This window comes from Nocardia sp. NPDC056000 (assembly GCF_042269265.1).
Classification (GTDB): domain Bacteria; phylum Actinomycetota; class Actinomycetes; order Mycobacteriales; family Mycobacteriaceae; genus Nocardia.
This window is the reverse complement of record NZ_JBHJXS010000012.1, coordinates 34,593-52,546: the sequence shown is the minus strand read 5'-3', so window position 1 is coordinate 52,546 and position 17,954 is coordinate 34,593. Positions and strand designations below refer to the sequence as shown.

Annotated in this window: 16 protein-coding genes; 9 read left to right on the top strand and 7 right to left on the bottom strand. The window is 66.8% G+C overall.

Annotation, left to right across the window (positions count from 1 at the left end; translation table 11 throughout):
• Window positions 1-26: 26 nt before the first annotated feature.
• Window positions 27-1,625: an ABC transporter substrate-binding protein gene (locus ACFC4D_RS31940; protein ID WP_376068745.1), complete on the top strand. Its 1,599-nt coding sequence runs from the start codon at window positions 27-29 to the stop codon at window positions 1,623-1,625.
• A gap of 78 nt (window positions 1,626-1,703) precedes the next feature.
• Here ACFC4D_RS31940 and ACFC4D_RS31935 read toward each other — a convergent pair whose 3' ends face one another.
• Window positions 1,704-2,654, bottom strand: coding sequence for a hypothetical protein (locus tag ACFC4D_RS31935; RefSeq protein WP_375953965.1), 951 nt, complete (start codon window positions 2,652-2,654; stop codon window positions 1,704-1,706).
• Window positions 2,655-2,874: 220 nt separating this feature from the next.
• Here ACFC4D_RS31935 and ACFC4D_RS31930 point away from each other — a divergent pair, with 220 nt between their 5' ends.
• Window positions 2,875-4,113: an MFS transporter gene (locus ACFC4D_RS31930; protein WP_376068744.1), complete on the top strand. Its 1,239-nt coding sequence runs from the start codon at window positions 2,875-2,877 to the stop codon at window positions 4,111-4,113.
• Window positions 4,110-4,649: a GNAT family N-acetyltransferase gene (locus ACFC4D_RS31925; RefSeq protein ID WP_376068742.1), complete on the top strand. Its 540-nt coding sequence runs from the start codon at window positions 4,110-4,112 to the stop codon at window positions 4,647-4,649. The genes ACFC4D_RS31930 and ACFC4D_RS31925 overlap by 4 nt, the downstream gene beginning before the upstream one ends.
• Before the next feature lie 46 nt (window positions 4,650-4,695).
• On the opposite strand, the gene ACFC4D_RS31920 is transcribed toward ACFC4D_RS31925, so the two are convergent.
• Window positions 4,696-6,327, bottom strand: a complete 1,632-nt coding sequence (locus ACFC4D_RS31920; protein WP_376068740.1) for a TlrC/CarA/OleB/SrmB family ABC-F type ribosomal protection protein — start codon at window positions 6,325-6,327, stop codon at window positions 4,696-4,698.
• Window positions 6,328-6,510: 183 nt separating this feature from the next.
• Window positions 6,511-7,176, bottom strand: coding sequence for a TetR/AcrR family transcriptional regulator (locus ACFC4D_RS31915; RefSeq protein WP_375953973.1), 666 nt, complete (start codon window positions 7,174-7,176; stop codon window positions 6,511-6,513).
• Between the two features lie 160 nt (window positions 7,177-7,336).
• On the opposite strand from ACFC4D_RS31915, the gene ACFC4D_RS31910 reads away from it, so the two are divergent.
• A complete protein-coding gene (locus ACFC4D_RS31910; protein WP_375953975.1) occupies window positions 7,337-8,287 on the top strand; it encodes an oxygenase MpaB family protein in 951 nt (316 codons plus the stop codon).
• 6 nt (window positions 8,288-8,293) lie between these two features.
• Here ACFC4D_RS31910 and ACFC4D_RS31905 read toward each other — a convergent pair whose 3' ends face one another.
• Both ACFC4D_RS31905 and zapE read right to left on the bottom strand, forming a co-directional pair.
• Complete coding sequence (locus ACFC4D_RS31905; protein ID WP_376068739.1) at window positions 8,294-9,121, bottom strand: tyrosine-protein phosphatase; 828 nt, start codon at window positions 9,119-9,121, stop codon at window positions 8,294-8,296.
• A 55-nt stretch (window positions 9,122-9,176) separates the two neighbouring features.
• On the bottom strand, window positions 9,177-10,202 hold the full coding sequence (zapE, locus tag ACFC4D_RS31900) for a cell division protein ZapE (RefSeq protein WP_376068737.1): 1,026 nt from the start codon (window positions 10,200-10,202) through the stop codon (window positions 9,177-9,179).
• Between the two features lie 35 nt (window positions 10,203-10,237).
• Between zapE and ACFC4D_RS31895 the strand changes: the two genes are divergently transcribed.
• The 4 genes from ACFC4D_RS31895 (at window position 10,238) to msrB (ending at window position 14,527) form a co-directional block, all read left to right on the top strand.
• Window positions 10,238-11,008 carry a pyrimidine reductase family protein gene (locus ACFC4D_RS31895; protein ID WP_376069114.1) on the top strand — a complete coding sequence of 257 codons (771 nt, stop codon included), beginning with the start codon at window positions 10,238-10,240 and terminating at the stop codon, window positions 11,006-11,008.
• A gap of 36 nt (window positions 11,009-11,044) precedes the next feature.
• Window positions 11,045-12,607: an alpha/beta hydrolase gene (locus ACFC4D_RS31890; RefSeq protein ID WP_375953981.1), complete on the top strand. Its 1,563-nt coding sequence runs from the start codon at window positions 11,045-11,047 to the stop codon at window positions 12,605-12,607.
• A gap of 147 nt (window positions 12,608-12,754) precedes the next feature.
• Window positions 12,755-14,044, top strand: coding sequence for a glycosyltransferase family 87 protein (locus ACFC4D_RS31885; protein WP_376068735.1), 1,290 nt, complete (start codon window positions 12,755-12,757; stop codon window positions 14,042-14,044).
• Between the two features lie 39 nt (window positions 14,045-14,083).
• Window positions 14,084-14,527: a peptide-methionine (R)-S-oxide reductase MsrB gene (gene msrB, locus ACFC4D_RS31880; protein WP_376068733.1), complete on the top strand. Its 444-nt coding sequence runs from the start codon at window positions 14,084-14,086 to the stop codon at window positions 14,525-14,527.
• A gap of 18 nt (window positions 14,528-14,545) precedes the next feature.
• Here the strand turns inward: msrB and ACFC4D_RS31875 are convergent, their stop codons facing one another.
• Both ACFC4D_RS31875 and ACFC4D_RS31870 read right to left on the bottom strand, forming a co-directional pair.
• Window positions 14,546-16,003, bottom strand: coding sequence for a flavin-containing monooxygenase (locus ACFC4D_RS31875; RefSeq protein WP_376068732.1), 1,458 nt, complete (start codon window positions 16,001-16,003; stop codon window positions 14,546-14,548).
• Window positions 16,000-16,848 carry a short-chain dehydrogenase/reductase gene (locus ACFC4D_RS31870; RefSeq protein WP_376068731.1) on the bottom strand — a complete coding sequence of 283 codons (849 nt, stop codon included), beginning with the start codon at window positions 16,846-16,848 and terminating at the stop codon, window positions 16,000-16,002. Before ACFC4D_RS31870 ends, ACFC4D_RS31875 begins: the two co-directional genes overlap by 4 nt.
• Window positions 16,849-16,919: 71 nt before the next feature.
• Between ACFC4D_RS31870 and ACFC4D_RS31865 the strand changes: the two genes are divergently transcribed.
• The gene (locus ACFC4D_RS31865; protein WP_376068729.1) at window positions 16,920-17,936 is read left to right on the top strand and encodes an AraC family transcriptional regulator ligand-binding domain-containing protein; all 1,017 of its coding nucleotides are present in this window, start codon (window positions 16,920-16,922) and stop codon (window positions 17,934-17,936) included.
• Window positions 17,937-17,954: the final 18 nt, after the last annotated feature.

Here is a 17,954-nt window from a genome sequence, read left to right as displayed (position 1 = left end):
CGGAAACGCTGGAATCGGGAGACAACATGAAATGGTCCAGGCTCACCGCGCTCTGTTTCGCCGCCGTATTGGCCGCGAGTCCCGCATTGACGGGCTGCTCCTCCGGTGGCGGCGACGATGACGGCTACGTCACCGTCAATGCCGGAGAACCGCAGAATCCGCTGCTTCCGGCCAATACCAATGAGAATCAGGGCGGGCGCGTCGTCGACCGGCTGTTCGCCGGGTTGAAGTACTACGACGTGGACGGCAAGTCGTACAACGAAATGGCGCAGTCGATCGACTCACCGGATCGGCAGCACTACACGATCACGCTGAAACCGGATTGGACCTTCACCGACGGCACCCCGGTGACGGCGAAATCATTCGTCGACGCCTGGAATTACGGTGCGCTGGGCAGCAATGCGCAATTGAGCAGCTGGGTGTTCTCCCCCATCGTCGGATACACCGATGTCTCGGTCGATCCGCCCAAGGCGCAGACCATGTCCGGGCTCAAGGTGGTCGACAATCGCACGTTCACAGTGGATCTCACCCAGCCCTCGATGGATTTCGAACTGTCGCTGGGATTTTCGCCGTTCTATCCGCTGCCCGATGCCGCGTACAAGGATATGAAGGCATTCGGGGAGCATCCGATCGGGAACGGGCCGTACCAGTTCAGCAGCTGGGATCACAACGTCAAGATCGTGGTGCAGGCGAATCCGGGCTATCACGGCGGACGGCCCGCCAAGAACAAGGGCCTGCGGTTCATGATGTACCAGAGCTTCGACACCGCCTACGCGGATCTGCTCGCCGGTAATCTCGATGTGCTCGACACCGTGCCCGCCAGTGCGCTCGCCACCTACAAGAAGGATCTCGGCGATCGCGCCATCGATCACCCCACGGCACAGAATCTGCATGTCGGATTCCCCAAGGATCTGCCGCACTTCGGCGGGGCCGAGGGTGTGCTGCGGCGCAAGGCCATCTCGATGGCGATCAACCGGGAACAGATCTGCGCCAACATCTTCTACGGTGCACGCCTGCCCGCCCGCGATTTCACCGCCTCCACCTTGCCGGGCTTCCGGGGCGACCTGCCCGGGGTGCAGTGGCTGAGCTACAACCCCGATGAGGCCAAGAAGCTGTGGGCGCAGGCCGATGCCATCTCGCCGTGGTCCGGGGATCTGCAGATCGCGTACAACTCCGACGGCGATCACCAGGCCGTCATCGAGGCGATCGCGAACAGCGTCAAGAACACCCTGGGCATCGCCGCCGGGCCCGCGCCGTATCCGACGTTCAAGAATCTGCGCGATGAGATCACCCATCGCAGTCTGAACAAGGCCTTCCGATACGCCTGGCAGGGCGACTACCCGTCCATGTTCGAATTCCTGACCTCGCAGTACCTCACGGGGTCCGAGACCAATGACATCGATTACGCCAACCCGGAATTCGACCGGCTGCTGAACGCGGCGCTGGCCGCGCCGACCCCGGATCAGGGGTACGCGCTGCTGGCACAGGCGCAGACCCTGCTGCTGGCCGATATGGCGGACGTTCCGGTGCTCGAGTACAACGCGGCCTCGGCGCGGTCGGATCGGGTGCAGGCGAAGGTCACCTGGGCCGGACTGTTCGACTTCGAGAACATCGAGAAGAAGTAGCGCGGCGTCGCAGCGAAGAATGGGTTGGTCCGCAGCCGAAATCCGGTGCGGACCAACCCATTCTGTGTACGTAGAGCGTCAGATCATCAGCATGCCGGCGGCGATGAAAGTCACGATGATCAGCAGGGCGAACCAGGAGATGAGCTGCCAGTGCATGATCGCGGACTTCTGACCGGCCACGGTGATGCGCAGGGTGGCGTCCACGCGGCTGTGATCGGCGATGCGGCGGCGGGCCTGGGCGAGATCGTCGGCCTGCTGCTGTGAACTCGCCTCGGTGCGCTCCAGGCGCTGGGTCAGGCGGATCAGCTGTTTGGTCTTATCGCGGGTGGCCTTGCGGGCCAGGGCGAGCGCGGTGCGCTGATTCTGGAGTTCCTGGCGCTGCCGTGCGATGACGGCGGCCTGTGTCCGAGTGTGACGTTCCCAATCGGTCACCGTGGCCCAGCCTCCCATATGCTCGTCGCGGAAGCCGTAGGCGAGCTCCTCCGCAACCCATCCCGTGATGAATTCCCGCAGCTCACAGGCGGATTGACTGGGCGAAACCACACCACCGGGGCCGCCGGAGAGCATACCGCCCAGCACCTTGTAGTCGCAGGCCGCGGGCGCGAAATCGTCGATGCCGAGCGCGGGCAGTTGCGCGGTCCAGAATCCCGGCGGGGTGATCCACAACACTTCGGTGCAGCCGCCGGACTTCAGCGCCGCGGTCTGCTGCCGCGCACGCGCCAACTCCGGTGCGGCACTGTGCACTTCGATGGCGCAGACGCGATCTCCTATGCGCCACAGCAGATCCGGCGTCAGACCGCCGATCGCCACGTCGACCTGCGCCTCATCCGCGCCCGCCGACAGCAGGCGCGCGCGTAGCCAGAATTTGAACCGCTGGGTATCCCAGCGGCAGTCCGGACAACCCGGTTCCCGGCAACGCTCCCCCGGTGCGTGCCCACGCGAATCCGCCACCGCCGATGTCTGATTCGGTTCCGCATCGACGAGGGCCACCGATTGCCCGCGCGGAACTTCAACACGCCTCGTGCTCACACGATCACCGCCCCAGCCACTTCTTCCATGAGCCGCTCCAGTAGTACCCGGAAACCACCGGCCCACGCCGTACCCTCCAGAGTGCAGCAGCGAACAGCCCCCCAGGTGAGAAAGCGGCAAGATTCGTTATCCAACCGCGAGCACGGCGTGATGAAGTGCCGCGCGGATTGTTATCGGCGCCCGGGATGCCGGACTCGATTGCCGCCGCTACTCTTTCGGGATGCTCGAGACCACGAACCCGCTGCTACGCGCGGCGCGCGCCGCGAATTCGGTGGCGTTCGCGCTACAGGGATTCTTCCTCGCGGTCATTCTGACCGAACTTCCCCAGCAGCGCGATAAGTTCGGGCTGACCGATACCTTGATAGTCGCCGCTGTGGCGATGATCTCCGTCCTCGCGGGCGCGGGCAGCATCACCGCGGAGAAGATCGCACTGCACCGGTCCAGCCGGACCGCGCTGCGGATCGGGCTGCTGCTCATCGCGGTCGCCGGAATCGGAGTCGCGTTCTCGCCGAACAAGTTCGTGCTGCTCGGGGCGCTCGCGGTCTACGGCATCGCGGTCGGCATCGTGGACGCGGGCACGAATATGCAGGCGGTATTCATTCAGCACGGCTATGGCCGATTCGTCCTGTCCTCGTTCTACGCGGCCTGGAGTGGCGGATCGATCATCGGGGCGCTGTTCGTATCCGCGTTCGAGGCGCTGGGGGTGCCGCTGTGGGCGAGCATTCTGACCGCGTCGGCGATCGTGCTCGCGGGCGCGCTGCTCGCCGGACCGCGACTGCTCGGCACCAGCCAGGCCGAGGCCGGACCCGCCGAACCGGAGCCGGTAGGGACGGTGCCTACCCGGATCTTCCTGATCTTCGGGGTGGTGCTGGCGCTGGCGTTCGCCATCGACTTCGCGGTCGGTAACTGGTCGGCCCTGTTCCTCACCGATGTGCTGCTGTCCTCCTCGGCTACGGCAGCGCTGGCGCTGGCCGCCTATCAGGGGGCGTCACTGATCGGACGTCTCACCGGCGATGTGCTGGTGCGGCGCTTCGGGCCGCGCATGGTGGTGCGGGCCGCTTCGAGTGTCGGTGCGGTCGGTCTGATCGTGGTGGTCAGCGCGCCGCATCCGGCAGTCGCCATCATCGGATTCCTCATTGCCGGAATCGGATTGCCGCTCATCGCGCCGCTGTGCTTCTCCGAGGCCGGACAGCTCACCAGCGGGCGCGGACTCGATGCCTTGATCGCGCGGCTCAACCTGTTCAACTACGCGGGCACCCTGGTGGGTGGCGTGGTGGTCGGGGCCATTTCGGCGGCGGCGAACCTGCGCGCCGGGTTCGTGGTGCCGCTGCTGTTCGCATTCGTGCTGATCGGATTCGCGCAGGTGTTCCACACCCGGACCGGCGGTACCGGAGGCGCAGGTCCGGCTGCGGGAGCCGATGCGCGAGCCGATGCGGGGCATGCTTCACTGGACAAGTGAGCAACTCCCCAGTCACCATCGATCGGGCCGATTCGGGGGACGCGGCCGCACTGAGTGAAGTCGCCGCCGCGACGTTCCCACTGGCCTGTCCGCCGGGGTCCACTCCGGCCGATATCGCCGCCTTCATCGCCGAGGTGCTGTCGCCGGAACGGTTCGGCGAATACCTCACCGATCCGGCGCGCACCGTGCTCAAGGCCGTCGACAACGGGCAGATCATCGGATACAGCCTGCTGCACACCGCCGAACCCGCCAACCCGGATGTGGCAGCGGTGATCAATCTGCGGCCGGTGACCGAACTCTCGAAGATGTACGTCCTGCCCGGGCACCACGGCAACGGGGTGTCCGGGGGCCTGATGTCCCAGGCCCTCGAGGCCGCGCGGCACGAGGGCAGCGCGGCCGTCTGGCTGGGCGTGAATCAGGAGAACATGCGGGCGCAGCGGTTCTACAGCAAACACGGCTTCCGCATCGCGGGCACCAAAACCTTTCTGGTCGGATCGCAGCTGCACAGCGATTACGTCATGCAGTACGAGTTCTGAAGCGCGGCACGGCAGACGATCACCCGGCCACGACTGCCGGGCCCGATCACCCGGCCACGAGCGCCGGATGCCGCGCGGCCATTTCCAGTCGAGAACCACGGAACCGGGAGCGCATCCGCCGGTCGTGCGTGACCAGCACGACCGCACCCGGGAAACCGTCCAGGGCCTGTTCCAGGTCCTCGACCAGGGCCGGGGACAGATGGTTCGTCGGCTCATCGAGCAGCAGCAGGTCGGCGGGATCGGTTACCAGCCTTGCCAATTCGATGCGGCGACGCTGACCGTAGGACAGCTCTCCGACTCGCAGACGCAGGTCCGCCGGACGGAACAGACCGAGCGAGAGCAGTTCATCGGCGTGCTCGTCCGGGTAACCGATCCGGCCCGAGGCGAAGGCTTCGAGCACGGTTTCGGTTGCCGCCCACGGCGATTCCTCCTGTCTCAGGTGTCCGACGCGACCGCGCACGGTCACCTCGCCACCATCCGATGCGAGTTCCCCCGCCAGGACCTGGAGCAATGTGGTCTTACCGGCTCCGTTCGGACCGGTCACCAATAACCGCTCTCCCGCAGCGATACTCAGCGCGTCGAGCCGAAGCCGGCCGTCGACCACGACATTCGTCAGCTCCGCGACCGGCTGATCGACCGGGGCGTCGACGATATCCATTCGCATCCGGAAGCGCAGCGGATCGGTCGGGGCCGCAACAGGATTCGCGGTCAGCCTGGCCACGCGTTCCTTGGCGTTGCGAATGCGGGACTGGGCTCCGTGACCGCGGCTGCGGGTGCGGAACGGTCCCGCGGCGAAGACCGCGAGCGGGAGCTTGCGCGGGATCGCATCCAGGCGAGCCACATTCGACTCCGCGAGGCGGGTTCCCCGGGTGAGTTCTGCCTGCCAGGCGTCGTACTCCTGCTGCCGGCGCTGGCGGGCGGCGGCCTTGGCGGTCAGGTAGCCCGCGTAACCGTTGCCGTGCCGGGAGACCCGGCCCGCCTCGACCTCGAGCACCGTGGATGTGATGCGGTCGAGGAAGACGCGGTCGTGGGTCACCGCCACCACCGTGCCGCGATGGGCGCGGAGTTGCCGTTCCAGCCATTCCACCGCCGCATCGTCGAGGTCGTTGGTGGGCTCGTCGAGCAGCAGCAGTTCCGGGGACGAGGCGAGCGTGCCCGCCAGGGCGAGGCGACGTCGTTCACCACCGGACAGCGTGTCCAGCAGGCGATTTCGATCGAGACCGGGGAGGCCGAGGCCGTGCAGTGCGGCTTCCACCCGCTGCTCGGCCGCATATCCGCCACGCGCCTCGAAGCGGAGTACCAGGTCGTCGTAGACGGCCAGCCGCCTGCCCAGGGCACCGGGCGCGATGAGCGCCTGTTCGGCCTGCCGCATCCGGGCTTCGAGTTCCCGGAGATCGGTGAGCGCCAGGTCGATGGCATCGGCGACGGTGGCGGTCGGACCCAGGTCCAGGGTCTGCGCCAAATAGCCTGTGCCACCGGGTGATTGCACGATCACCGCACCGTTGTCGGGCTGTTCGCGACCGGCCATCAGCCGCAACAGCGTGGACTTCCCGGAGCCGTTGTCGCCGACCACGCCCACCTTGTCGCCGGGACGGATGGACAGGCTGACACGGTCGAGCACGATGCGGTCGTCGTATCGTTTGGTGATTTCGGAGAGGGTGAGTTGCGCGGTACGCATGGCTATCCCCTGTTCTCGGCATAGGCCGGATCGCTCGGAACGCGCACGAAAAACACACGCCTACAGGGGTGTTTTGTGCGGGTGATGATTCGCGGCGGAGCAATGCTCAACGCGGCGAGGCGATTACACGACGAAGAAGAAATGCATGAGGCTTAGGAAGTTAGCGGAGCCGCGCCGAAGCCGTCAAGAGTTTTCTCGAGAATCGGGCGCGCCGCCGCTGAGCAGGAAGACGATCGAGCGCACGAAACCCTCGATCCGCTCGCGCGGGTACTCACCGGGATCGCGCACCGCCATACCGCCGAGCATCTCCGCGACCGTCAGCAGCGAATTGGTGAGCAGTCCGGAATCGATTGCGGCCCAGCGCGAATCCAGCGCCGCACCCATGCGCACCAGCGCCTCGGCCTGATCGAAGATGCCGGTGCGCGAACTGCGCAGCGCGGCACGGTACTCCTCGGGCGCGGTGCCCGGACTGGCCAGGATCAACCGCCAGCGGGTGGGATGCGCGAGCACCACGCCGACGAACGCCTCGACCGTCTTGGACGCGATATCCACCGGATCACCGCCCAGCAGATCGGTGGGCAGGGTGGTCACCACCTGATCCAGGGCGCGTTCACGTTCACGTTCCAGCAGCGCCTCGACCAATTCGGCACGGGTCTTGAACACGGTGTACAGCACCGGTTTTCCCACGCCCGCCTCGAGGGCGACCGCCTCCATGCTGAGTTCGTGCAACTCGACCCGGCTCAGCACCTCGAAGGCGGCGTCGAGCAACTGGGCGCGCCGCTGCTCGGGCGGCAAGCGCGGGGCATAGCGGCGTTTGGGCCGTTCGGCCGCCGCGCGTGTTGTCGTCACTGCCTTCTCCACCTCATCGGCTTCATCATGTCAGCCGTCCGGAGGGTAGGGGGAACCCTCCCCCGCCGAATCTTACGCGACCGTTGTATTCGATGGGAACAATTGCTACGGTTGCGTTGTATTCACCGTCGAGGCGGGCAGCGCACCAAGGAGACAACCGATGGGCTTCGATCCGACCACCCTTCGCCGGGACGACTACGGGTTCTTCGGACCCGACTCCCCCAGCTGGAAGATCTGGACCGCGCCGACCGCGGTGATCGGCTTCCAGCGCGCGGTCGTCCTCGAACACTTCGACCCGTTCCTGACCGCGGCCGTCGCCGATTCGCAGGGCATCTACAGCAATCCGCGACAGCGCCTCGACCACACCTTCTCGTACTTCCTGCTCGCGGCGATCGCGGACGGGCGCACGGCGATTCAGGCCTCGGAGCACCTCATGCAGGTGCACGCGCCGATGACCGGCATCGAACCCATCACCGGGCAGCGGTACGCGGCGAACAGCCCCGAGACACAGCTGTGGATTCACATCACCGGCTGGCATTCGGTGCTCAAGGCCTACGAGGTCTACGGGCCCGGCAAACTCAGCCCGGAGGAAGAGCTGCGGTTCTGGGAAGAGTGCGCCATCGCGGCCGAACTCCAGACCTGCAAGCCCGAGGACGTACCGCGCAACCGCGATGAGGTGCGCGCGTACTTCGAGCGGGTCAAGCCGCGGCTGTGCACCTCGGTGCGCGCCGAAGAGGGTATGCATCACCTGCTGCGCACCTCACCGCGCAATGGCGCGGGCATCACCTACGCGCTCGGCAGCATCGTGCTCTCACTCACCACCGCGGCGCTCACCCCGATGTGGATGCGAAAGCTGGGGCGCTACAACGTGCCTCGCATCGTCGACCCGCTGGTGAAGATTCCGGCCAAGCTGGTGGTGTGGGCCTTCACGCTGTTCGGATCGTTCGGGTTGATCAAGGCCGCGCCGTTCATCGCGCCGATGGCCGGGCAGATCCTCAAGCAGCACCTGTCCAAGGAGCTGCCGACCACGTTGGAGACGATCACGCCCGCGCAGGCTCGGGAACGATACAGCCTGCGCGGCAAGCGAACTCAGGTCGCCGAAGCGAGCTGACCTGCCTCAGGCGAGCAGTTTCGCCTTCAGAGCGGCGATGTCCGCGTCGGTGAGCTTCAGACCGTCGCGGACATAGTTGTCGAAGCTGCCGTAGGTCTGATTCGCCTGATCGAAGGCCGAATTCAGGGCGGCGGCATTGACGCCGTTGAGCGCGTCGGTGTCCGAAGCACCGCGGTAGTAGTTCGACAGCAGGTAGTCGTAGGTGACGGTGTCACGGTCGACGCCCAGAATCGTCAGCAGCACAGCCGAAGTCCAGCCGGTGCGATCCTTGCCCGCGGTGCAGTGGAAGAGCACGGCACCCGGGTTGTTCGCGATATCGCGGAGCACATCCGCGAAGCCCTCGTTCGCACCCGGGGCGGTGATGAAGGCGCGGTACAGATCCGTGCCCGCCATCAGGGTGGACATCATGACCTGCGGCGGGGCCTGGCCGATGATGTCGTTGTGGTACTCGGTCGCCCCGGCGGGCACCTTGTCCACGCCCATGAGCTGCTGTTCCATCGAGGTGCGCAGATCGTGCACGGACTTCACATTCCGCGCGGCCAGATCGGCCAGATCGGAATCGGTGGCCTTGGTCAGCTCACCGGTGCGGTACACCAGGCCGGTGCGCACGGTGTGGCCGTCGACGGTCTTGTAGCCGCCCGCGTCCCGGGCGTTCACCACGCCCTGCAGATTCAGCGATCGGGCGGCGGTATCGAGCACCACATTGCCGGTGGTGGCGGGCGGCTGCACGGCCGCCGGGGCGGGCTGATCGGCGAAGGCCACCGCCGGGAGCGAGCCGAAGGACAGCGCGGAGGCCAGCACCAGCGAAGCGCCGAGCACGCGGGGTCGAATCATTGCAGAACTTCCCTTTCTCGAGTGCCCGGCGAAACCTGAACAGCCAGGCGGCAATCTAGGAGGCGGTCGCGGGAGCCTCGAATCGCGACAGCGCCAGCAGGCGCGAGATGGCGCGCAGATACTTCTTGCGGTAGCCGCCATCGAGCATTTCCTGCGAGAAAATCTGATCCAGCTTGGCCCCGGACACGGTGACCGGGGTGCCCGCGTCGTAGAGCCGGTCGGCCAGCACCACGATGCGCAGCGCGACCGCCTGATCGGTGACCGTGTGCACGCCGGAGATGTACACCGCGGACACACCGGAGATGAGCGCGTTGTACTTCGAGGGATGCAGCGTACTGAGATGCTTCAGCAGCGCGTCGAACTCGTCCAGCGTGGATCCCGGTGTGTGGGAAGCCTTTTCGGCCAGCAGCTCGGGAGCGGTCGGCTCCGGGGCGGGCGGCAGATCACGGTGCCGGTAGTCCGGACCGTCGACGCGAATGGGCTCGAACAGCGAACCCAGCTTCTTGATCTCGCGCAGGAAGTCCTGGGCGGCGAAACGGCCCTCGCCCAGCTGACCCGGCAGCGTATTCGAGGTGGCCACGATGGACACCCCGCGCGCGGTCAGCTCGGCCAGCAGCCGGGACACCAGCATGGTGTCGCCCGGATCGTCGAGCTCGAATTCGTCGATGCACAGCACGCTGTTCGCGGCGAGCCGTTCGACGGTGTTGTTGAAGCCGAGCGCGCCGACGAGATTGGTCACCTCACCGAAGGTGCCGAACGATTTCGGGCCGGGCACGCTGTGGAAGATCGAGGCCAGCAGGTGGGTCTTGCCGACGCCGAAGCCACCGTCCAGGTACAGGCCGATGCCGGACACCGGCTTCTTCTTACCGAACAGCGGCTTCTTCGCATTGGCCTTGTGCAGCTTGGTGACCTGATCGGCGAATAGCTCGGCCTTCAGCACCGCGGCAGCCTGCGACGGCTCCTTCGGATCCGGGATGTAGCTGGCGAAGCTCACCTCGTCGAAGGTCGGCGGGGGAACCATCTGCGCCACGAGCTGGTCTGCCGGAACCTCCGGATGGCGATCGACAAGGCGTTGTTGCACCGCCATAGCGTAGTTACGTGGTGGAATCGGTTCTCATGCAGCGTATGCCCAATGCGATCCAGCTCACAGAACTCGCCTTCGACGATCTGCTGGCGCTGTACGCGTACCCCGCCGGACCTGCGGAACCCTGGATACGAGTGAATTTCGTGAGCAGTCTGGACGGCGCGGTCAGCGTGGACGGGCGCTCCGGCGGGCTCGGCACGCCCGCCGACAAGAAGGTGTTCCGGATCCTGCGCGATCTCGCCGATGTGGTGGTGGTCGGGGCGGGCACCGCGCGGGCCGAGAATTACGGGGCCGCGCATACGGATTCGCGATTGCGGACGCGACTGCACCATCACGGCTTCGGCGGCGATCCGAACGGCGCGCCGCCGCGCATCGCGGTCGTCACCGCCACGGCCACGCTGGACCCGGCCGGGCGGCTCTTCACCGATACGGGCGCGCGGCCGATCATCCTGACGACCGCCGCCGCACCCGAGGACCGCAAACGGGCGCTGCGCGACGCGGGCGGTGAGGTGATCGAGGCCGGGGACACCACCGTCACCGCGACCGGACTCCGCGACGCGCTCGAAAGACTCCATATGCGACGCGTGCTCTGCGAGGGCGGACCCGCGCTGTTCGGTGATCTCATCGTCGCCCAGGCCGTCGACGAACTGTGCCTGACACTGTCTCCCATGCTGGTCGCGGGGACGGAACGGCGAATCTCGATGTCCCCCAATGCCATGCCCACACCCATGACATGCCGCCATCTCATCTTCGACGAGGACGGCACGATCCTGACCCGCTGGACGCGCACGCACACCCTGTAGCTGAAACCGGCCGCGAGACCTGGCAGGCTGTACCGCATGCGCTGGACTCGGGCCGCTCTGCTGGCGTCGACACTTTCGATCCTGGTGACCACCGGCTGTGCCGCCGGGCCCTCGGATCGGCCCGCCGTTGCCGTGGAACGACCGCATCAGGGGATCAGCGAACCCACGACCGCGCCCACCGATAACGCGCCGCCGCCACCGGAGGTCCCCAAAACCGATCTGGCGTGGCACGACTGCACGGTGCCCACGTTCACCCTGTTGTCGCTGGGCGCACCGCCCACCGGGCTCATCCTCGAATGCGCGGAGTACTCGACGCAGGTCGATATCGCCGGAGCCGTGGGCGGCAACTTCCGCAACGCGGCCATGCGGGCGCGGTACGACCGCACGCCCAAGGATGTCGCGCCGCTGGTGCTGACCTCCGGATCGGATCGGTCCTCCACCGCCACGCTCGCCTCGCTGGCGGCCGGGCCGTCCGGATCACTGCTCGCGGCACGGCCCATTGTGGCCATCGACCGGCGCGGGATCGGCAGTTCGCAGCCGGTCAGCTGTCTCACCAACGATATTCGGCGCACCATCGCCGATCAGGCCCAATTCACGCACGGCACAGCCGATCCCGTGGACGCGGTCGCCAAGGCCAGTCAGGACGCCACCATCGCGTGCCTGGACTTCCTCTCACCCGCGCAGGGGACGTTCGACGCCGCGCACGCCGCGGACGATATCGAGCAGCTGCGCAAGCAGTGGCAGGTCGAGCACATCGCGGTGATGGGCACGGGCAGCGGTGCGACGGTCGCCATGAGCTACGCCCGCAAGTACGGGGACCACATCGCACGGCTGGTGCTCGATTCGCCGCAGGCGGTCGGACTGGACGCCATCGGGCGGGCCGAACAGCGGGTGCGCGGGGCCGAGGCGGCGCTCACCGCGTTCGCGGGCAAATGCGCGGCGCTGAAATGTTCGCTCGGCGGTGATCCGCGGGCAGCCATCACCACGCTGGTGAACCGGGCGGGCAATGGCGAATTCGGTGATCTGTCCGCGGCCGCGCTCGTCACCACGCTCAACGGATTCCTCGGTGATCCACGCAATCAAGGCAATTCGGAGGTCACCGAATTCGCGGACGCGCTCTCGGCGCTGGGGCGCGGCGACCGCGGGCCGATCACACCGCTGGTGCAGCGGCAGACCACCGCCATCGCCAACGACGGCGAATACGTGAACCGGTGCAGCGACAATCACGAACCCGCCACCCCGGCGCGCGCCAAAGACCTTGCCACCCAATGGGGTGCGAAGTACCAGGTGTTCGGCAAGGTCGCGGCCATCGATCTGATGGCCTGCACCGCGTGGCCCGCACCCGCGGTCACCGCACTGCCGGACAAGTTCGACAAGCCGGTGCTGGTACTCGGCGGTGAAGCCGATCCGGTCGCCGGCGTCGACAGCCGACCGTCGGTCACCGGTGCGCTCGGCGCGGCCGGAGCGCGCACCGCGACCGTGGTCTGGCAGGGCTGGGGGCACCCCACGTTCGCGCATTCGGGCTGCGCCCAGCAAACCGTGACGGACTACCTCAAAGACGCCAAACTGCCCCAGGACGGGACCGCCTGCCCGGCATAGCGCACATCGGCAGCCCGCCTGACACCCGAATCGGAGCGCACCCGCACCCCGGATCGCCCTCCGACCGGCGGGTCCGCTCGAGCGCCACGGCACGACACAGGCGGGTCGGCACACGCGGGAGGGGGCTGTTCGGTGTACCGTGCCCGAGTGTTCCTTCGCCAGCTCGAGCCCCGCACCGCTCGCACCACCGCCGAGGTGCTGAACTTCGCTCTGTGGCCCTTCGCGGTGCTCACAGTGCTGAACCGGGTGTTCATCAAGGCCGTCAACGGGTACATCACCGATGACTTCCGGCCCGTGTACAACGCGTCGCTGGCGTTCCTGAACCACAAGGCGATCTACAACGCCAATTTCGACTCGACCGATCCGCACTATCTGTATCCGCCCAGTGGGACGCTGCTGATCTCTCCGCTCGCGATCGTCGATCCGGAGAAGTCGCGCTGGCTGTTCATCCTGGTGAACGCGGCGGCCATCATCCTGGCCGGATATCTGCTGCTGCGGCTGTTCAACTACAGCATCTCCTCGGTGGCCGCGCCCGCACTGCTGCTGGCCATGTTCGCCTCCGAGACGGTGACCAATACGCTGGTCTTCACCAATATCAACGGCTGTCTGCTGCTGGCCATGGTGGTGTTCATCCACCTGATCCTGCAGCGCAAAGACCTGTGGGCCGGTGTGGCATTGGGGTTGACGATCGCGGTGAAGGGGCCATTGTTCGCACCGCTGCTGCTGATTCCGCTCATGCGCGGACAGTGGAAGGTGTTCATCACCTCGCTGGGCGTACCGGTGGTGCTGAACCTGCTGGCGTGGCCGCTGATCGTGGACTACAAGCAGTTCTGGTCGCATACGCTGCCGTACCTGGTCGAATCGCGGGATTACTTCAACAGCGCCATCGTCGGCAATGCCGGGTACTACGGGGTCGCGGGCTGGCTCACCTGGCTCATTCGCATCACCCTCGGCGTGCTCGTGCTGATCACGCTGTGGCTGCTGTACCGGTACTACCGCGAGGATGAGGTCTTCTTCATCTGCACCACCTCCGGCCTGCTCATCGCCGGTGTGCTGCTGCTCGGCTCGCTCGGCCAGATGTACTACTCGATGTTCCTGTTCCCCATGCTCATGACCGTGGTGCAACGCAATTCGCTGCTGCGCAACTGGCCGGCCTGGGTCGCGATCTTCGGCTTCATGTCCTACGACAAGTGGCTCTCGGACCGCTGGCAGAGCATCGGCCGCTCGCTGGACTACCTGCGCGTCACCTTCGGCTGGGGTCTGCTGCTCATCGTGGCGTTCTGCGTGATCGGCGATCGCTACCTGGCCGCCAAGCGCGAAGGCCGCCTGCGCGAAGGCAAGACCCTCGACCCGGCCTGGATGCATCCCGAGCTCGAAGCCGAGCCTGCCACCAACGGCCGTTCCCGCACCCCGCTGCCGGAGCCCGTCACCACCTGATTCGGCCCCCGCGCCCGGCTAGGTATTAGCGTGGACCCCATGAGTTCCGACGCCGACACCTCGCTACCGGCTCCCCGCATCCAGCTCACCCCGCAGGAATGGCGCGCCAAGCTGAGCCCGGAGGAATACCAGGTGCTGCGCGAAGCGGGCACCGAACGCGCCTTCACCGGTGAATACACCGATACCGAAACCGAAGGCGTCTATGCCTGCCGCGCCTGCGGGGCCGAATTGTTCCGCAGCGGTGAGAAATTCCACTCGCACTGCGGCTGGCCGTCCTTCTTCGATCCGGCGAAATCCGATGCGGTGATCCTGAAGGCCGACAACTCGCTGGGCATGCCGCGCGTGGAGGTGCTCTGCGCCAACTGCCACAGCCACCTGGGGCACGTGTTCGAGGGCGAGGGCTACTCGACGCCGACCGACAAGCGGTACTGCATCAACTCGATCTCGCTGCGCCTCGAGCCCGCCGACGGGTCTGCCGACTGATCTGCCGGATGTGATCACTCACCCGCGGTCGCCGGACCGCAGGGTGTAGTCGGCTGTATCGGGGTGCCGCATCATGTTTCGGTGCCGGTCCGGGGTCCAGGGCCAGAGTTCGGGGGTGCCGTCCGGGCCCAGATACCAACTGTCGCAACCCGATGCCCATACGGTGCCCGGCATCGCCTCGCGGATGGCCGCGTTGAAGTCGTCCGTGGCCTGCTGTTTCGGCTCGACGGAGTCGAATTCGCGTGTGCTCCAACGCCGAATCCAGCCCAGAATGTGGTCGGCCTGGGATTCGGCGATGGCTGTCAGGGCGTAGTTGCCGACGGGGCTGTGCGGTCCGATGAGGGTGAACAGGTTCGGGAAACCCGGGATGGTGACCGTCTGGAAACCGCGCGGGGTTTCGGCCCAGGCCCGGTCGATGGTCATGCCATCGCGGCCGGTCAGCTTCATCGGCCGCATGAAGGCGTGTGCGTCGAATCCCGTCGCGTAGACCAGGACGTCGAGTTCGTGCAGGTCACCGTCGATGGTCACCACGCCGCGCGGCTCGATGTGATCGATGGCGGCGGTGACGACCCGCACGTCGTCGCGGTTCACGGCGGTGAAGAAGCCGGAGGAGATGATCAGGCGCTTGCACATCGGGTCGAAATCGGGGGTGAGCGCGGCGCGCAATTCGCTGTCCCGGATGCGCAACAGGCTTATCCGGCACAGGGTTTCGATGAAATCGCGGCGCTGACCCGGTTCGATCAGGGCCACCGCGAACCATTCGAACACCCCGCGCAGCAGTCGGTAGGAGACCTTGTTCAGGACGGGCAGCCCGCGGTACAGCGCCGATCCGGCGCGCGAGTACCGGAAGTTCGGGATGGGCAGCACCCAGTGCGGCGTGCGCTGGAACATATCGACGTGCGCGGCGTCGCCCGCGAGGGCGCTCACGATCTGCACACCCGTCGAGCCGGTGCCGATCACGCCGATGCGCTTGCCGGACAACGGGACCGAGTGATCCCAGCGTGCGCTGTGGAAGCTCGCTCCCGCGAACGTCTCCATACCGGTGATGTGCGGGAGGCGCGGATGGTGCAGCAGACCCGTTGCGGTGATGACGAAATCGGCGCTGTCGCTGTCGCCGTTCGCGGTGGTGAGTGACCAGCGGCCGTCCTGGAATTCCGCCGCGGTCACCTCGGTGCCGAATCGGGTGCGGGCGGGCAGGCCGTATTCGCTTGCGACACGGTCGAAGTAGGCGTCGATCTCCGGACCCGGAGAGAAGAAGTGACTCCAGCCGGGATTCGGCGCGAAGGTGAACTGATAGAACCGCGACGGCACATCGCAGGAGAGTCCGGGATAGGTGTTATCCCGCCAGGTGCCGCCGCCGCGCTCGGCCTTCTCGTAGATGGTGAGGTCATCGAATCCATTGCGCAGCAGCGTGATCGCCATGCAGATGCCGGACATGCCCGCGCCGATTATGACCACGCGCGGCTGCCGCGTCATCGTGATGCCCCGTTCGCGATCGACGCCTCGCGCACCAGTTCACGGATCGCGGGCAGCCGGGCCAGCAGCGGGTCGGCCAAGGCAAGCACGCTGCGCAGGGCCAGGAGCGCGGGCACGTACGAGGGCGCGGAGACGGTGCGATGGCGGCCCTCGATACCCCGCACGATCGCCGCGGCCGCGTGGCCGACCGGTACCGGGCGACCCGCGAAACCGAGACGTTCGAGTAATTGGTTGAGCCCCGGCTCATTTCGCATGCGCGCCACCATCGGGGTGTCGATCGCGCCGAAATACGCGGTGCCGACGGCGATCCCGGCATCCGCGAGTTCCATGCGCAGTGCCCGGGTGAACTGTTCGACCCCGGCCTTGCTCGCCGCGTACGCGGGCATCGTCGGACAGGGAATGACCGCGGCGATGGAGGCGATGGCCAGCACATAGCCTCGGCGCTCGCGCACGAAAGGCAGTGCGGCGCGGACGGTTCGCCACACGCCCAGCAGATTGATGTCGATGACCCGTTCGAACTCCGCCGGATCGATCGACTCGACCGTGGCCCCCGGCCCCGAGATGCCCGCGTTGGCGACGACCGCGTCGATACCGCCGAAGTGATCCGCCACCGCGGCCATCGCGACCGTCAGCGATGCGGTATCGGTGACATCGGCGACGAAGGCCGCCGACAGTATTCCCAGCTCGGATTCCATTGCCCGCACGGCTTTTTCGTCCCGATCGAGCAATCCCACCCGGATGCCGCGGGCGACCAGCAGACGCGCGGTCTGTGCGCCGATCCCGCTCCCCGCGCCGGTGATGACCACGACACGGCCACCCGGCCCCTGATTCGACTCCATTGTCATATCTAGACGCTATGGTCCGCGATCCGGCCGGAGCCAGGATCGCGACGGCCAGCCTTTGATACATTCGGCCAGTGGCCCGGCCGTCATGGGACTTTCCCCGCTCCCCCGCCGCCCTGCGCGGCCTGCTCGCCACGGCGGCGGTGCACGGGGCGACCACGGCGGAATGCCTGCGCGGCACCGGACTCGACATCACCGTGCTCGATATCGATCAGCTGATCCGCGCCGATCAGGAATTGGCGGTGGCCCGCAATCTGCTGGTCCGGCTCGGCGATCACCCCGGCCTCGGGGTCGAGGCCGGGCTGCACTACAACCTCACCAGCATGGGCATGCTGGGCTACGCCATGCTGTCCAGCCGCACGGTGCGCGAGGCCATCACGGTCGGAATCGACTATCTCGCACTGTCTTCGGCGTTCGTGCGGTTCGATCTGGCCGAGGCGGACGATCAGGCCGTGCTGACCATCGATGACAGCGAGATACCCGCGGATATCCGCCCGTTCCTCGTCGAACGCGATCTGGCCTCGGTATTGCAGGTCGCGTTCGTCTCCTTCAGCTCCGTGCTGCCGATCGAAAGCCTCAGCGTGGCACTGCGTCTCGACGCACAGCGGTGCGCGCGCCTGACCGAATACAGCGGCGGGCTGATGCGCGCCACCCCGGACGCGGCGGTGACCCGAATTCGATTCGCGCGCACGCTCCTCGACCAACCGCTGTCCGGGGCGGACGAGGAAACCCTGCGGGCCTGCCTGCGACAGTGCGAGAGCATTCTGGACGGTCGGCGCAGGCGCAGCGGGTTATCGGCGGTCGTGCGGGCGCGGCTGCTCGCGGATCCCCGTGCGATGCCCTCGATCGCGGGGCTGGCCGAGGAATTGGGGTTGTCGCAGCGCACGCTGCGCCGTCGCCTCATCGATGAGCAGACCTCGTATCGGGCGCTGGTGGACGAGGTTCGCGAGGGGCTGGCCATGGAACTGCTCACCACCACGCAGTTGTCGATCGAGCAGATCGCGCATCGGCTCGGCTACTCCGAGACCGCGGCGTTCACCCACGCGTTCGCGCGCTGGCGCGGTGCTCCCCCGGGCAGTTTCCGGCGGTAGTCACGGCACGAAAAGACC

Bases quoted from the DNA above. Each gene is read 5' to 3' on its own strand.
- ACFC4D_RS31940 (WP_376068745.1), top strand. From the start codon at position 27: ATGAAATGGTCCAGGCTCACCGCGCTCTGTTTCGCCGCCGTATTGGCC.
- ACFC4D_RS31930 (WP_376068744.1), top strand. From the start codon at position 2,875: ATGCTCGAGACCACGAACCCGCTGCTACGCGCGGCGCGCGCCGCGAAT.
- ACFC4D_RS31920 (WP_376068740.1), bottom strand. From the start codon at position 6,327: ATGCGTACCGCGCAACTCACCCTCTCCGAAATCACCAAACGATACGAC.
- ACFC4D_RS31910 (WP_375953975.1), top strand. From the start codon at position 7,337: ATGGGCTTCGATCCGACCACCCTTCGCCGGGACGACTACGGGTTCTTC.
- ACFC4D_RS31905 (WP_376068739.1), bottom strand. From the start codon at position 9,121: ATGATTCGACCCCGCGTGCTCGGCGCTTCGCTGGTGCTGGCCTCCGCG.
- ACFC4D_RS31895 (WP_376069114.1), top strand. From the start codon at position 10,238: ATGCAGCGTATGCCCAATGCGATCCAGCTCACAGAACTCGCCTTCGAC.
- ACFC4D_RS31890 (WP_375953981.1), top strand. From the start codon at position 11,045: ATGCGCTGGACTCGGGCCGCTCTGCTGGCGTCGACACTTTCGATCCTG.
- msrB (WP_376068733.1), top strand. From the start codon at position 14,084: ATGAGTTCCGACGCCGACACCTCGCTACCGGCTCCCCGCATCCAGCTC.
- ACFC4D_RS31875 (WP_376068732.1), bottom strand. From the start codon at position 16,003: ATGACGCGGCAGCCGCGCGTGGTCATAATCGGCGCGGGCATGTCCGGC.
- ACFC4D_RS31870 (WP_376068731.1), bottom strand. From the start codon at position 16,848: ATGACAATGGAGTCGAATCAGGGGCCGGGTGGCCGTGTCGTGGTCATC.